18 protein-coding genes and 1 pseudogene are annotated in these 13,048 nt (G+C 33.8%); 10 read left to right on the top strand and 9 right to left on the bottom strand.

What is annotated here, in order from left to right; all coding sequences use genetic code 11:
• Positions 1-22: 22 nt before the first annotated feature.
• The 3 genes from ahcY (at position 23) to H6G44_RS07415 (ending at position 2,152) form a co-directional block, all read left to right on the top strand.
• Positions 23-1,300 carry an adenosylhomocysteinase gene (gene ahcY, locus H6G44_RS07425; protein WP_190385861.1) on the top strand — a complete coding sequence of 426 codons (1,278 nt, stop codon included), beginning with the start codon at positions 23-25 and terminating at the stop codon, positions 1,298-1,300.
• A 118-nt stretch (positions 1,301-1,418) separates the two neighbouring features.
• Positions 1,419-1,835: a XisH family protein gene (locus H6G44_RS07420; RefSeq protein ID WP_190385860.1), complete on the top strand. Its 417-nt coding sequence runs from the start codon at positions 1,419-1,421 to the stop codon at positions 1,833-1,835.
• Positions 1,823-2,152, top strand: a complete 330-nt coding sequence (locus H6G44_RS07415; RefSeq protein WP_017804276.1) for a XisI protein — start codon at positions 1,823-1,825, stop codon at positions 2,150-2,152. Before H6G44_RS07420 ends, H6G44_RS07415 begins: the two co-directional genes overlap by 13 nt.
• Positions 2,153-2,394: 242 nt before the next feature.
• On the opposite strand, the gene H6G44_RS07410 is transcribed toward H6G44_RS07415, so the two are convergent.
• Complete coding sequence (locus H6G44_RS07410; RefSeq protein ID WP_190385859.1) at positions 2,395-3,975, bottom strand: phospholipase D-like domain-containing protein; 1,581 nt, start codon at positions 3,973-3,975, stop codon at positions 2,395-2,397.
• A 378-nt stretch (positions 3,976-4,353) separates the two neighbouring features.
• Here H6G44_RS07410 and H6G44_RS20235 point away from each other — a divergent pair, with 378 nt between their 5' ends.
• The 3 genes from H6G44_RS20235 to H6G44_RS07395 all read left to right on the top strand — a co-directional run bounded on the left by H6G44_RS20235 (position 4,354) and on the right by H6G44_RS07395 (position 5,174).
• Positions 4,354-4,518, top strand: a complete 165-nt coding sequence (locus H6G44_RS20235) for a type II toxin-antitoxin system HicA family toxin (RefSeq protein WP_233466940.1) — start codon at positions 4,354-4,356, stop codon at positions 4,516-4,518.
• Positions 4,519-4,607: 89 nt separating this feature from the next.
• On the top strand, positions 4,608-4,829 hold the full coding sequence (locus H6G44_RS07400) for a type II toxin-antitoxin system HicB family antitoxin (protein ID WP_190385858.1): 222 nt from the start codon (positions 4,608-4,610) through the stop codon (positions 4,827-4,829).
• Positions 4,830-4,841: 12 nt separating this feature from the next.
• Entirely contained in the window at positions 4,842-5,174 is a 333-nt protein-coding gene (locus tag H6G44_RS07395; RefSeq protein WP_190385857.1) for a XisI protein, read from the top strand.
• A gap of 43 nt (positions 5,175-5,217) precedes the next feature.
• Here the strand turns inward: H6G44_RS07395 and H6G44_RS07390 are convergent, their stop codons facing one another.
• From H6G44_RS07390 to H6G44_RS07380, 3 genes are all read right to left on the bottom strand, one after another.
• The gene (locus H6G44_RS07390) at positions 5,218-5,580 is read right to left on the bottom strand and encodes an aspartyl protease (RefSeq protein ID WP_190385856.1); all 363 of its coding nucleotides are present in this window, start codon (positions 5,578-5,580) and stop codon (positions 5,218-5,220) included.
• Positions 5,577-5,894 carry a hypothetical protein gene (locus tag H6G44_RS07385; protein ID WP_190385855.1) on the bottom strand — a complete coding sequence of 106 codons (318 nt, stop codon included), beginning with the start codon at positions 5,892-5,894 and terminating at the stop codon, positions 5,577-5,579. Before H6G44_RS07385 ends, H6G44_RS07390 begins: the two co-directional genes overlap by 4 nt.
• A 74-nt stretch (positions 5,895-5,968) precedes the next feature.
• The gene (locus H6G44_RS07380; RefSeq protein WP_190385854.1) at positions 5,969-6,439 is read right to left on the bottom strand and encodes a hypothetical protein; all 471 of its coding nucleotides are present in this window, start codon (positions 6,437-6,439) and stop codon (positions 5,969-5,971) included.
• A 237-nt stretch (positions 6,440-6,676) separates the two neighbouring features.
• Between H6G44_RS07380 and H6G44_RS07375 the strand changes: the two genes are divergently transcribed.
• Both H6G44_RS07375 and H6G44_RS20620 read left to right on the top strand, forming a co-directional pair.
• A complete protein-coding gene (locus H6G44_RS07375; RefSeq protein WP_190385853.1) occupies positions 6,677-7,012 on the top strand; it encodes a XisI protein in 336 nt (111 codons plus the stop codon).
• Positions 7,013-7,394: 382 nt separating this feature from the next.
• Positions 7,395-7,571: pseudogene (locus H6G44_RS20620) on the top strand (element excision factor XisI family protein); the annotation flags it as partial.
• Positions 7,572-7,613: 42 nt separating this feature from the next.
• Here the strand turns inward: H6G44_RS20620 and H6G44_RS07365 are convergent.
• The 4 genes from H6G44_RS07365 to H6G44_RS07350 all read right to left on the bottom strand — a co-directional run bounded on the left by H6G44_RS07365 (position 7,614) and on the right by H6G44_RS07350 (position 11,604).
• A complete protein-coding gene (locus H6G44_RS07365; protein ID WP_190385852.1) occupies positions 7,614-8,369 on the bottom strand; it encodes a sterol desaturase family protein in 756 nt (251 codons plus the stop codon).
• Between the two features lie 139 nt (positions 8,370-8,508).
• A complete protein-coding gene (locus H6G44_RS07360) occupies positions 8,509-10,056 on the bottom strand; it encodes a mercuric reductase (RefSeq protein WP_190385851.1) in 1,548 nt (515 codons plus the stop codon).
• A gap of 144 nt (positions 10,057-10,200) precedes the next feature.
• The gene (locus H6G44_RS07355) at positions 10,201-10,881 is read right to left on the bottom strand and encodes a TVP38/TMEM64 family protein (RefSeq protein WP_190385850.1); all 681 of its coding nucleotides are present in this window, start codon (positions 10,879-10,881) and stop codon (positions 10,201-10,203) included.
• A gap of 9 nt (positions 10,882-10,890) precedes the next feature.
• The gene (locus H6G44_RS07350; RefSeq protein ID WP_190385849.1) at positions 10,891-11,604 is read right to left on the bottom strand and encodes a TIGR04283 family arsenosugar biosynthesis glycosyltransferase; all 714 of its coding nucleotides are present in this window, start codon (positions 11,602-11,604) and stop codon (positions 10,891-10,893) included.
• A gap of 73 nt (positions 11,605-11,677) precedes the next feature.
• Between H6G44_RS07350 and H6G44_RS20230 the strand changes: the two genes are divergently transcribed.
• Together H6G44_RS20230 and H6G44_RS20225 are read left to right on the top strand one after the other, a co-directional pair.
• Entirely contained in the window at positions 11,678-12,286 is a 609-nt protein-coding gene (locus tag H6G44_RS20230; RefSeq protein WP_242031679.1) for a hypothetical protein, read from the top strand.
• Entirely contained in the window at positions 12,271-12,684 is a 414-nt protein-coding gene (locus H6G44_RS20225) for a hypothetical protein (RefSeq protein WP_242031678.1), read from the top strand. The genes H6G44_RS20230 and H6G44_RS20225 overlap by 16 nt, the downstream gene beginning before the upstream one ends.
• Before the next feature lie 6 nt (positions 12,685-12,690).
• Here H6G44_RS20225 and H6G44_RS07340 read toward each other — a convergent pair whose 3' ends face one another.
• Complete coding sequence (locus H6G44_RS07340) at positions 12,691-12,927, bottom strand: DUF6737 family protein (protein WP_190385848.1); 237 nt, start codon at positions 12,925-12,927, stop codon at positions 12,691-12,693.
• Between the last annotated feature and the right edge of the window lie 121 nt (positions 12,928-13,048).

Genomic DNA, 13,048 nt, shown 5'->3' with positions numbered 1-13,048 from the left:
CGTTTTTTAGAGGATAATTTTCATGACCGCAACAACTCCCAGATTAAAGCACGAGGTTAAAGACCTCGCTCTCGCTCCCTTGGGAAGACAACGGATTGAATGGGCTGGACGAGAAATGCCCGTATTGAAGCAAATCCGCGATCGCTTTGAGAAAGAAAAGCCCTTTGCTGGTTTACGCCTAGCAGCTTGCGCCCACGTTACTACAGAAACTGCACATTTAGCGATCGCTCTGAAAGCTGGTGGTGCTGATGCAGTTTTAATTGCTAGTAACCCCTTATCAACGCAAGATGACGTAGCTGCAAGTCTTGTAGCTGATCATGAAATTTCCGTATTTGCTCAAAAAGGCGAAGATAGCGCAACCTATAGCCGTCACGTGCAAATAGCATTAGATCATCGCCCTAACATCATTGTTGATGATGGTAGCGACGTAGTAGCAGAATTAGTTCAACATCGTCAACACCAAATAGCTGATTTAATTGGTAGCACTGAAGAAACTACCACTGGTATTGTGCGATTACGCGCCATGTTTAAAGAAGGCGTTCTTACATTCCCTGCGATGAACGTCAACGACGCAGACACCAAGCACTTCTTTGATAACCGCTATGGTACTGGTCAATCTACCTTAGACGGAATTATCCGCGCTACAAATATTTTGTTAGCTGGTAAAACTGTTGTAGTTGTCGGTTATGGCTGGTGTGGTAAGGGAACAGCCCTCCGCGCCCGTGGAATGGGTGCAAACGTCATCGTTACCGAAATTGATCACATCAAGGCTATTGAAGCCGTTATGGACGGTTTCCGGGTGCTACCAATGGCGGAAGCAGCACCTCATGGTGATATCTTCATTACTGTCACAGGTAATAAGCACGTGGTTCGCGGTGAACACTTCGATGTGATGAAAGATGGTGCGATCGTTTGTAACTCTGGTCACTTTGATTTGGAACTTGATTTGAAATACTTAGCCGCTAATGCTAAGGAAATCAAGGATGTCCGTCCTTTCACTGAAGAGTATAAGTTGACAAATGGTAAATCCGTAGTTGTACTCGGACAAGGACGTTTGATCAATTTGGCTGCTGCTGAAGGACACCCCAGCGCAGTTATGGATATGAGTTTTGCTAACCAAGCATTAGCTGTTGAATACCTGGTGAAGCATAAGGGTAGTTTAGCTGCTGGTTTGCACTCTATTCCTAGAGAAGTGGATGAAGAAATTGCTCGTTTGAAGTTGCAAGCTATGGGTATTTTCATTGATAGTTTGACAGCAGCGCAAATTGACTATACCAATTCTTGGCAGTCTGGAACGTAAGTCATTTAGTTGATTTTTTGGGGATAGGCTTTTTGCTTATCCCTTTTTTTTCTCTCGCAGAGGCGCAGAGGCGCAGAGAGAGGATAGAATGAGATGGAGGGTGTTGTTCTAAGTTTGTATGTCAGCAAAAGATTTTTTTCACGATGCAGTTAGGTTAGCTTTAGAAAAAGATGGTTGGTTAATTACTAATGATCCTTTATCATTTACAGTAGATACTCTTGACTTTAGAATTGATTTAGGAGCAGAAAGACTATTAGGAGCAGAAAAGGAAGGTCAAAAAATAGCAGTTGAGATAAAATCTTTTTTAGGTCAATCTGAAGTTACTGAATTTCATATAGCTTTAGGACAAACACTAAATTACCGTTCTGTTTTAAGAAAAAAAGAACCCAACCGCATTTTATATCTAGCGATTGGTAATGAAATATACAAAGAATTTTTTCTTATTCCGTTTATTCAAGAAATCATTGCTGAACATCAATTAAAATTACTGATATTTGAAGCTATTAAACAGGAGATTGTTTTATGGAAGGAATGAATTATCCTGAATTGGTAAAAACTGTATTAGCAAGACATACAGAAAATCATGCTTCCAAAGGAACAGAAAAGGAGTTAATTTTTGATTGTGAAAGAAATAGTTATTTAGTAGTTCATGTAGGATGGGAAAATAATGAAAGGGCTTATGGGACAATTATTCATGTAGATATTAGAGATGGAAAAATCTGGATTCAGAGAGATTTTACTGAGGAAGGGGTAGCTAGTGAGTTGGTAGATTTGGGAGTACCAAAAACGGATATTGTTTTAGGTTTTAAGCCACCTTATATGAGACAGTTTACTGATTTTGCATCAGTTTAGATTTTTTATTCAATTTTAATAACTTGATTTTTTGGGGATAGGCGTTTTGCTTATCCCTTTTTTTTGTATATCATGGTGTAATCATAATGCACAGTAAATTTCTACAAGAACTATTGGTAAAATCGCAGATATATCAAACCTTGACCTAGTTAAACTAGAAAATATTTTGGGAATGAAAACAGGTTATTTACTTCGTTATAGTGATAGAACGTTCAGAGATATTGTTATTAAAACAACAAATTCTAGGAGAGCCATTGTTTTTTGAAAGTTCTCAATTTATTTATTGCTATACTCTTTTCTTTACTACTTTCAGAGGTTTTGTAAATTAGAGTGTCTACTGTGCCGTCTTCATGAGATTTATCAAGACGTATAAAAACACCATCTAACCTTTCGTATTTAATTTCTTCGTTATTATTGATTATTTCAAAAGCAATAAAAATATCACCTGGTTGAAGACGCTTATTTCCTGTATTTTTTGGAGTGGGAGTTTGATTATTTTGTTGTAATTCATAATATAATGCTCCTAGCCTATGTCTTTTTAATTTTTCTTTGACTTCAGATATTTCTTTATCGAATTCCATTTGCTTACTTTCATTTTTCAAGTTGGCAAAAGTTCTTCCTAAACCTATATGTCTATTAGGAGAGTAATAAAAATCTTGAATGCGGTTATGAATTTCCTTAATTAAATCGAATTTAATTTTATTGACTGATACATTAATTTTTTCATAGTCACAGATAAAAACGTTTAATAAATTATCATCTGCAAAGAAAGCAGTTACTCTTTCTTGCCATTTTTTAGTGGCGAATAAATTATCTGTACTAAACTCAATAAAATTTTCTCTCATTTTACAGTCTACGTATTCGTTAAATTCTCTAGTATATTGAGCTATTTTTTCGGAATCACCAATTTCCTGTAAAAGTGGTTTCAAAATTTTTTTACTTTCTTCTACTTCTTCCTCAATGAGTTTACTAATCTCAGACGGCATCCATTGACCTAACAAAGTATCAATACTGTAGTTCGCCCATATACTAGCAGGAATAGGCTCTGGACAAATATCAAAAACTGATTCTATATTTATTGGGTCATCAGTTATTGATTCCTGTTTTTGTAGTTTAAATATTTCTAACTTCTTCCTAGTTTCTTCGTTATTGGTCAGTTCGTATAATCTTTTCTTCTCTTCCGAAGACAATTCAAGTTCAATTTTTAAATTAATTGTAGGATGCCATTTATGATAAAAAGTGCCTTTTGCAATAATCTGATATTTTCTTAGTTCAGCTTCTTTTTGTGGTGATAATGAATAATTATTTTGCAACTGAAAAAAAATGTTCATGAATTCTTCAAGCGAATTACTATCATAAACAATTTTTCCAAGTTCAATATTTGAATTCAAACCTGATTTAGTTAAATTTCCAGAAGTGATAATAGCAAAGCCTTCAGGTTGATTTTTAACACTGGTATCTAAAGAACTAATCATTGCGTATCCTTTAGCATGAAAAAGTTTATTTTGATAATCAATAGGTGTCAATGTAATTTGGCTGGAAGGTATTTGTGTATTTGCACTAATATCTTTGATATAATCATCCTTATTTTGACCTTTTTTGACCCATTGCTGACTATCAATTAATATATGTACACCTGATAATTTATTACCTAGTATTTTTTTTAGTTCAGCTATTAAATTTTTAAATGTTTTGGGATTGAAGTAGCAAGTAATAGCATAGAATATCCAACTATTATTATCTTCCGTGTTAAGTGATTTAACTTTTTCTGTTATAAAACTTAGTAACGAAGTGGAATTTGGTTCATTAAATAAGGTAAGCATAATCTCCCAGTAGGTATTAATTTGTTTTAGTTCGTAAGATTGCAAAAAAATAATGATAGTTATGTAGGTTGGGTTGAGAAACAAAACCCAACATCTTTATAATTTAAGTGCGTTGCGCTTAACCCAACCTACGAAAATAAAAGATTGAAACTATTATACCTTACATCAATTAAAATTGCTAGTATTTCCACTCATCAAACAGGAGATTATTTTATAGAAACAATGAATTATTCTGAATTAGTCAAAACAGTATTAGCAAGACATACAGAAAATCATTTAGCCAAAGTAACAGAACTTCAATTAATATTTTATCATCCCAGAAATCATTATAATGAAATTAGGATAGAATTTAATGTAAAAAAATGATAAAATAAAGTAATGTCAAAAAAGCGTAAATTACTGGAGAAAGTTCTTTCAGGATCTAAAAATCTTCAATTTGATGATTTAGTGACATTAGTTGAAGCCTTTGGGTTTTCCCTATCACGTATCAACGGTAGTCATCACATTTTTACACATCCAACTATCCCCGAACTTATTAACTGACAAAATCGCAATGGTAAAGCTATTCCTTATCAGGTTCGTCAATTTTTGATTTTGATTGAAGAATACGCACTCACTTTGGAGAATGAGCAATGAAGCAGTATCACATTAATATTTTCTACAGTAAAGAAGATGAAGGTTATATTGCTGATATTCCTGATTTAAAATATTGTTCAGGATTTGGTTTAACTGAAGAAGAAGCACTGCAAGAAGTTCTCAAAGCTAAAACTGCTTGGTTAGAAACTGCGGAAATAGAAGGTAAACCGATTCCCGAAGCAAGATATAAACCTGTAATTTATCAAATAGCTTCATAACTTTATAGTCTTATGGAAACATTAAATTATCGAGAAATAGTTAAAAATTTCATTCAAAAGTATGCACAGGAAGAATGTGTAGAAGATTCAGAAAATATCGAACTTGTTTTTGATACCGAAAGGGATGTTTATTTATTATTGGTTACAGGATGGAAAGATGAAAAAAGAATTTATTGGTTTCCCATTCATATTAGTATTAAAGATGGAAAAATTTGGATTGAAAGAGATTTTACGGAAGAAGGAATTCCTCATCAATTAGTTGAGTTAGGTGTGCCGAAATCAGATATTGTTTTAGGTTTTAGATCACCTTATGTGAGACAGTTTACTGGTTTTGCAGAGGGTTAATTTTTTTGCACTCTTCCTTTGCGTCTTTGCGTGAAATAAAAAATTATCCCAAAGTTAAAATATTCTCTGGAAAATCCACCACCAAACGCAACAACTTTAACCACTCAGAACCGAGCAAAATTTCATTAATTCCTTTACCCACATTCACAGGAATTTGATACTGCTTTCCGTCTAATATCACTTGACCTAAATAAATCTGAAATTTTGATTCACCTTTAGCTGTCCGTAGCATTTCCTCCCCACTATACAACCATTCTAATCCATCTAAATCTTGTGTATTAATAGCCATGAAACCTGCAAAGCCCGTATCAAATAGGGCATCTATAGGAAGATTTAAGCCATCATTAGTAACTAATTCAATCTCAAAAAATAATTGCCCATTATCTCCAAAATAACCCTCTATCATATTGTGCCAGTTGTCCCCGTTTCATTCAAACAAAAAACGAAATGTCTAGCTTGAGGATATTTTTCCAACATTCTTTTATGAGATTGCATTCTATCCTGATCAATTAAATATTCTCCACTATCTGGTTCTATAGCAATATACCAACCATAGTGACTTTCGATATATTGAGGACGGACACGCTCAAAAATTGCCAAACAACGTTGATAAAATATTTCATCTTCTGCTTCTCGTTTGGCTAATTCTTCTGGTGATATAGTCAATTCAGGAAAAATTCTTCCTCTTCTTACCATTTTTTTTGATGTTATGTGAGTCATATTATTAACTTGAACTCTAGTTATTATTTTAACTTAAATTGTGCTTAATTGCAAGTATTACCATGACATAAATTTTAACATGATTTTCCCTCTTTATTTTCATTATTAAAAGCTGCTGCTAACTCAGGACTAATAGTAGCTATTGCACTTTCATGCCATTCATGAATAGTAGCATCAATCAAATCCCAAGCCTCATTAGAAGTATCAGTTAAGCGAAAAGCCTCACTCACTTCTTTAATAAAATCTTGCAATTCATCAGCATCAAATACGCTCAACCATCCACAAGGATGCTCATAACCTATTTTTTGTCCTAATAATAACCGAAATGCAACCGATAACACCTCAAAAACAGCCTTACTTTGTGTTACACCCTTCACTAAATAAGCCACATCTTCACGACGCAACAGCGCAAAAGATTGGTCATTTCTAGTAATAGTAATTGGGTGTTCATAAGCCTTATCTAGAACCTTTCCAGGTTGACGATTCAACTCAGTGGCTGTAATTAGCTCATCTGAGAACGCATTGCTAAAAATTGCAATTGACATGATACCTGCGTTTTCAAGAAACGCTGACTTAATCTGAAGATAATATTACGTACTATTATACGTAACCCTTATCATTTGTCAATAGGTAACATTACAAAAACCTTTGTTTCGGGTTTTATTTTTCCTTTACGCGAAACGAAAATCACAACTATTTCAAGAACCTGTTGGTAAAATATTATTAGAAAATCAACGCCTTTGTTTACTTGTCTTCGACTCCAAACAAGAGATTATACTGCAATGGATACCTTAAATAATTATCGTCAAAACATTCAAAAAATATTAACCGAATATTCCCAACTTCCCTACGCTTACGGTGAACTAGAAAGACAACTAATAATAGACCAAACTGCCAACCATTACCTACTACTAATATTAGGCTGGGAAAATAATCAACGGGTGCATGGTTGCTTAGTTCATATCGACATAATCAACGATAAAATCTGGATTCAAAGAGACGGAACAGAATACGGTATAGCCAACGAACTTGTTAACGCTGGTATTCCTAAAAATCAAATTGTTTTAGCCTTCCAACCAGCCGATATCAGACAATATACAGAATTTGCAATTACTTAGTTTAAAACTTTTTATAAAAAAAGGAGGCTTAAAACCTCCACCAAAATAAATTTCATTAATCAATAATCAAGAAAGTTTATAACTAATATATCGGTTCAGAAAATCTTTATAATGTTATTGCGTTGGGTTGTGATGCAGCTTAACCTAACCTACGAATATAATAAAAGATTAAAACTATATATTTTAATCCTTCGCCCAAAATTTAACATATTTTGGGCTATTTTTATCAGGCTTTTCTTAACATTCAACACTTCTGGTAAAAACCGTATTAGCAAGACATACCGAAAATCATAGATCAGAAGGAACAGAAAAGGAGTTAATTTTTGATTGTGAAAGAAATAGTTATTTAGTAGTTCATGTAGGATGAGAAAATAATGAAAGGGCTTATGGGACAATTATTCATGTAGATATTAGAGATGGAAAAATCTGGATTCAGAGAGATTTTACTGAGGAAGGTGTAGCTAGTGAGTTGGTAGAATTAGGAGTACCAAAAACCGATATAGTTTTAGGTTTTCAATCTCCTTTTGTGAGAGAATTTACTGGTTTTGCAGTAGGTTAGTTGTAGGTTGGGTTGAGGAATGAGACCCAACATCTTTATCTATTACACAGACATAAACGGTAATTTTAATAAACTGATTACATTAAACTCTCTAGTTTTTTCTGGTAAACCAAATTGGATTGTTTCTGGTTGTGGTGGATAATAACGAGATTGAAAAATCAGATCCCATATAGTTAATAAACTGCTGTAATTACTATTTAAATATTTTGTTAATTGACAATGATGAGCGCGATGATAATTAGGTGTAACAATAATATAACTCAGAAATTTATCTATTTTGAAAGGTAAAGCAAAATTACTATGATGAAAAACTAATGATACAGCAAATAAAGATTCATATAATATCCAAGCATTTTGTGTAATTCCCAATAAATAAATTAACCCAAATTTGGGGATATTAGCAAAAACTACTTCTACTGTATGAAAGCGGTAAGCTGTGGATATATTCATCCATCTATCTGTATGATGAACTTTATGAAAACGCCAAGCAAAACCCCAAGTATGGATTAATCTATGCCACGTATACATATACAAATCCAGCACTAAAAAAGAGAGAATAAAGTGTAACCAGGGGAAATTTATATCATCAAGAAATCCTGGAGATAAAGTTGGTTTCCAGATATAATTTAATATTAAAATAACTGTGAGGTTAATTACCAAAGAATTTATTAAACCCAAAATTAAATTGTGAATAACCCTTTTAATAGGAGTTTGATGATATTGAAAAAAAGGAACTAAGGTTTCTAATATTCCAAATATAACAATACTACTGATAACAGCCAGAGATTTATATTCCATTTTGTTTTATGTCCTGATAATTCTGGCATAGATAGGTTAATTTTTTCTCGTCATTCATGAATTTTACCCTGAATATTTTCCTTAGTTATTCACTCGAACTTTTATGATTATAACCCTTTCTGAAATTATTGTTCCCAAGTTAAGAAAATTTTGTTAAAAATCCCAATAATTGCTTAGTTTTTGGTGTAAGTAGGGTCTTACGATAAGCGTCTGCGGCTTTTTTAATTGCTTCTGCTTGGGTGGGGTAAGGATGAATTACACTACTAAGTTTACTCAAACCGATTTGATGGACCATAGCTGTAGTAATTTCCGAAATCATCTCACCAGCATGATTAGTAACTATGGTTGCACCCAAGATTTGATCTGATCCTTTTTTGTGATGAATCTTTAAAAAACCAGATTCTTCATGATCAGCGATCGCTCGATCTATGCGAGTATAAGGTATCTTAATAGTTTCTATCTCTATACCCAATTTCTCTCCATCATTTTCATACATCCCTACATGAGCAATTTCCGGGCTAGTATATGTCACCCAAGGCATAACTAAACTACTGAGTTTAGATCGTCCCCAACCAAAGGGCGAAAATAGAGTATTTTTTATTACAATTCGTGCCGCCGCATCTGCCGCATGGGTAAATTTCCAATTCATGCAGATATCACCAGCGGCGTAAATTTTGGGATTTGTAGTTTGCAAATAATCATTTACTTTTACACCCAAAGTTTGATCATATTCTACACCTGCTGCTGCTAAATTCAAATTTTCGACATTCGGCGCACGTCCCGCACCAACTAATATTTCATCAACTGTAATCGAATCTCGTTCACTATTTACAGAAAAATATAGCCGTTTTCCTTCTGTAACTGTCACCACTTCTTCTAATTGACAATTTAATACTAAACGAATACCTTCATCAATTAAAACTTTTTGCAAAATTTCCGCAGCTTCTCTATCTTCCTGATTTAAAATACGTGAACCACGATGAAATAATGTCACCTCACAACCCAACCTCTGAAAAGTTTGAGCTAATTCACAGCCGACAGGACCGCCACCAATTATTGCTAATTTTTCTGGTTTTTGAGTTAGAGAAAAAACAGTTTCATTAGTCAAATAACCGGCTGTTTCAATTCCTCTAATCTTCGGTTTTATAGCTCTAGCACCCGTAGCAATAACAGCTTTTTTAAATTTCAAGTTTTGATTAGCAACTTCTATAGAATTATTACTTATAAATTTACCATTACCTAAAAAAACATCAATTCCTAAACTTTTAAATCTTTCTACAGAATCATGATAACTAATACTTGCTCGAATGCGCCGCATTCTACCCATAACTGTGGCGAAATCTACATCAAATTGTTGAGAAACATTAATCCCTAAATCCTTGGCTTTTCTTATTTCTTCTACCACACGGGAAGAACGAATTAAGCATTTAGAAGGTATACAACCAAAATTTAAACAATCTCCTCCCATGAGATTTTTTTCAATTAATGCTACTTTCAAACCTATATCTAAACCCGCAGCACCTGCAGCTACAACTAAACCCGCAGTTCCTCCACCAATTACTACCAAATCATAAAAATCAGCCGCTTGGGGATTAATCCAATTATCTGGGTGAACATTTTTGAGGAGTTTTTGATTATATTCATCCATGGGACGAATTGTTACTCTTGGAAATTCTGAAGTTGACATTAGTATTACCTCTGAAAATTTACGTATAAAGGATATTTTTGATTGGGTAATCTTTACTTATAGATACATCATTTTCAAAAATTTGTCAGTTTTATATTTAACAAATCTCCTCAAGTTTTTGCAGATGAAAAATAGAATATTATTCTAAATTTCCTCTTCTAAAGATTTTTTAGCTATCTTAGTTACATAAACAGTAACCGCAATTGTAGATATCAAACCAATAATTTGAATTAACCAGTGGAAAATCATATTATCAGGTTGATTTTTATTACCAATTAAAGCTAAATCTCCTGCTAAATATCCAAGATAAACATACATAATTGTTCCCGGAATCATCCCAAATGAAGCTAAAGAATAGTCTTTCAAGGAAACATTAGTAAGTCCTAAAGCGTAGTTTAATAAATTGAAGGGAAATAAAGGAGAAAGTCGAATTAAAAAGACAATTTTTAATCCTTCTTTGCTAACTGCTTGATCAATATTGGTAAATTTTTTGTAACTAGATATTTTTTCTTTTACCCAACCTCTAGCTAAATAACGTCCTACCAAAAATGCAGCTATAGCACCTAAAGTAGCACCAACAAACACATATAAAGAACCCCAAATTACCCCAAAAATTACCCCAGCACCTAAAGTAAGAATTGCGGCTGGTAAAAAAGCTAAAGTAGCTATAATATAGATACCAATAAATACTATTCCTCCCAAAGAACCAAGACTATTAATCCATTGTAAGGTATTTTGTAAAAATGCGAAAAAACTCGGAGAAGATGCTTTAATAGATTCCTGTGCTAAAGTCAAATCTATTTCTGATAAAAATGTCATAAGCATAAAATTTATTTACAATTTTGGAGAAGAGTACCAATTACGAATTTGATTTGGGGAAATACCTAATAAATAAGCAATGATAATAATTTGATTCCCAAGAGTAGTTTGCAAAATTCCTTTTTTTAACCATCTGCGCGGTGAAGTAATTACGGGTGTTGGTAATAGATAAATTTTTCCCAGAGTTTTTAATTTTCTCATGAGTTCAAAGTCTTCCATAATTGGTATTTGTGGAAAATTACCAACTTGCTGAAATACATCTTTAGTTAGAAAAATACCTTGATCACCATAGGGCATTTGCCAAAGATTACATCTCCATTTTACCCCAAATTCGACCAAACGCAACCCCCAATGAGGTGAATTTATCTGTAAAGTAAATGCACCAGCGACAATTCCTGGTTTTGCTAAGGTTGTGCGAATCATCTGATCAAAATTAGTCGGCAAACGAGTATCAGCATGGAGAAACAGGAGAATTTCCCCACTAGCAGCCATAGCACCTGCATTCATTTGATGAGCACGTCCCGGAGAAGAAATAATCGCCTGAACATTTAAGGATTTGGCTATTAATAATGTTTGATCTTGTGAACCACCATCAACTATAATGATTTCTATATGACTGCCAATTTGACTGCTAATAATTGCCTCCTGAATATTATCAGCTTCATTGAGAGTCGGAATAATAATAGAAATTAAGTCCCGATTAAAATTTTGATTTATGATTTTCGTCATGATTCTAGTAAACTTTTGCTATTTTCTTGAAACCTGATAATATTTAAACAAGTTCTACATTCTCTCAATAATCATGCTATTTCTCCAAGTTATTATATGTATTACTTTAGTAATTTTCATCGGCTCATCACTTTCCCAAAGTGCCGATATATTAGCAGAAAAAACCGGAATGGGACGAACTTGGGTAGGAACAATTCTCTTAGCAGGTGTCACATCTTTGCCGGAACTAGCCACAGGGACAAGTGCTATTATTCTGTTTAACTCTCCAGACCTAGCTGTAGGGGGCATCTTGGGCAGTTGTCTCTTTAATTTACTCATTTTGGCATTACTTGATATTTACAACGGACCTGAACCCGTACTACAGCGAGCGCAGATTAGTCATGGATTAGCCGCTAGTTTGGGCTGTGTCATGCTAGGTGTGACGACTCTAGGAATACTCCTAGCGAAAACCGAAATGAATTTAGCTGTAGGATGGGTGGGTATCCCTAGTATCATCTTACTCTGGCTCTATTGGTTGAGCGCCCGCATGATTGCTCAATTTGAGATGAGACGACGCGCACAAGTGCTAGAGGAAGAAATTGAGGCTTTTCAATATCAACATATTACCTCAAAACAAGCATATCTGAGGTTTATTTTCCTCTCAGTCATAATTGTAATTCTCGGTATTTGGTTGGCTTTTTAGGTGATAGAGTTGCAGAGGTAACTGCATTAGGACAAAGCTTTATTGGTGCAATTCTCTTAGCTACAGCCACTTCCCTTCCTGAAGTAGTAGCATCATTAGCTGCTATTCGACTTAATGCCGTTGATTTAGCAGTATCCAATATTTTTGGTTCTAATATCACCAATTTAGCCATTTTGGGCGTTTATGATTTGGTCTATTTACAAGGTAATCTTTGGTTAAACATCAGTCAGATACATATATTTACTGCTATTGTTGCCATGATTATGACTTCAGTAGCTATTAATGGGCTAATTTACCATGCTGTAAGTGGTTCACGAATGTACATTACCTGGGATGGATTAACTCTAGTTGCCCTCTATATTGGCGCAATGTACGTGATTTACCGGGATATATTTTGATGGTAATTAAGGATGTTTTTCAAAATTATCCAAAACTCCACTACGAATCATCATTTGTGGCCAAATTAATAGAAAAAATCCCATCCAAATTAATAAAGGAATAGCTAATAGAATTGTCAACCAAATAATTTTAAATATTAGCCAACTACCGCTAATTAATGTGACAGTAGTAAGCACAATTGACCAAGGTTGACACCACCAAGGTTTATATTTCCAAGGACTAATTATTTGTTGTTCAGGCATATTTGTATTACAGCAGTTTGAGATCAAAAGCGGTACAAAGATGGTAAACTTTAAAGATGGAAAAAAAAGAAAATAATTGAGATATATATGGCAGCAGCATATTCGACTGATATAAGACAAA

The organism is Aphanizomenon flos-aquae FACHB-1287 (assembly GCF_014698755.1).
Lineage (GTDB): Bacteria > Cyanobacteriota > Cyanobacteriia > Cyanobacteriales > Nostocaceae > Dolichospermum > Dolichospermum flosaquae.
The sequence above is the reverse complement of the archived record's forward strand: the minus strand, read 5'-3'. Positions and strand labels throughout refer to the sequence as shown.

What these genes read in the sequence shown, in the direction of transcription:
- ahcY (WP_190385861.1), top strand. Translation starts at nt 23, where the DNA reads ATGACCGCAACAACTCCCAGATTAAAGCACGAGGTTAAAGACCTCGCT.
- H6G44_RS07420 (WP_190385860.1), top strand. Translation starts at nt 1,419, where the DNA reads ATGTCAGCAAAAGATTTTTTTCACGATGCAGTTAGGTTAGCTTTAGAA.
- H6G44_RS07415 (WP_017804276.1), top strand. Translation starts at nt 1,823, where the DNA reads ATGGAAGGAATGAATTATCCTGAATTGGTAAAAACTGTATTAGCAAGA.
- H6G44_RS07410 (WP_190385859.1), bottom strand. Translation starts at nt 3,975, where the DNA reads ATGCTTACCTTATTTAATGAACCAAATTCCACTTCGTTACTAAGTTTT.
- H6G44_RS20235 (WP_233466940.1), top strand. Translation starts at nt 4,354, where the DNA reads ATGTCAAAAAAGCGTAAATTACTGGAGAAAGTTCTTTCAGGATCTAAA.
- H6G44_RS07400 (WP_190385858.1), top strand. Translation starts at nt 4,608, where the DNA reads ATGAAGCAGTATCACATTAATATTTTCTACAGTAAAGAAGATGAAGGT.
- H6G44_RS07395 (WP_190385857.1), top strand. Translation starts at nt 4,842, where the DNA reads ATGGAAACATTAAATTATCGAGAAATAGTTAAAAATTTCATTCAAAAG.
- H6G44_RS07390 (WP_190385856.1), bottom strand. Translation starts at nt 5,580, where the DNA reads ATGATAGAGGGTTATTTTGGAGATAATGGGCAATTATTTTTTGAGATT.
- H6G44_RS07385 (WP_190385855.1), bottom strand. Translation starts at nt 5,894, where the DNA reads ATGACTCACATAACATCAAAAAAAATGGTAAGAAGAGGAAGAATTTTT.
- H6G44_RS07380 (WP_190385854.1), bottom strand. Translation starts at nt 6,439, where the DNA reads ATGTCAATTGCAATTTTTAGCAATGCGTTCTCAGATGAGCTAATTACA.
- H6G44_RS07375 (WP_190385853.1), top strand. Translation starts at nt 6,677, where the DNA reads ATGGATACCTTAAATAATTATCGTCAAAACATTCAAAAAATATTAACC.
- H6G44_RS07365 (WP_190385852.1), bottom strand. Translation starts at nt 8,369, where the DNA reads ATGGAATATAAATCTCTGGCTGTTATCAGTAGTATTGTTATATTTGGA.
- H6G44_RS07360 (WP_190385851.1), bottom strand. Translation starts at nt 10,056, where the DNA reads ATGTCAACTTCAGAATTTCCAAGAGTAACAATTCGTCCCATGGATGAA.
- H6G44_RS07355 (WP_190385850.1), bottom strand. Translation starts at nt 10,881, where the DNA reads ATGCTTATGACATTTTTATCAGAAATAGATTTGACTTTAGCACAGGAA.
- H6G44_RS07350 (WP_190385849.1), bottom strand. Translation starts at nt 11,604, where the DNA reads ATGACGAAAATCATAAATCAAAATTTTAATCGGGACTTAATTTCTATT.
- H6G44_RS20230 (WP_242031679.1), top strand. Translation starts at nt 11,678, where the DNA reads ATGCTATTTCTCCAAGTTATTATATGTATTACTTTAGTAATTTTCATC.
- H6G44_RS07340 (WP_190385848.1), bottom strand. Translation starts at nt 12,927, where the DNA reads ATGCCTGAACAACAAATAATTAGTCCTTGGAAATATAAACCTTGGTGG.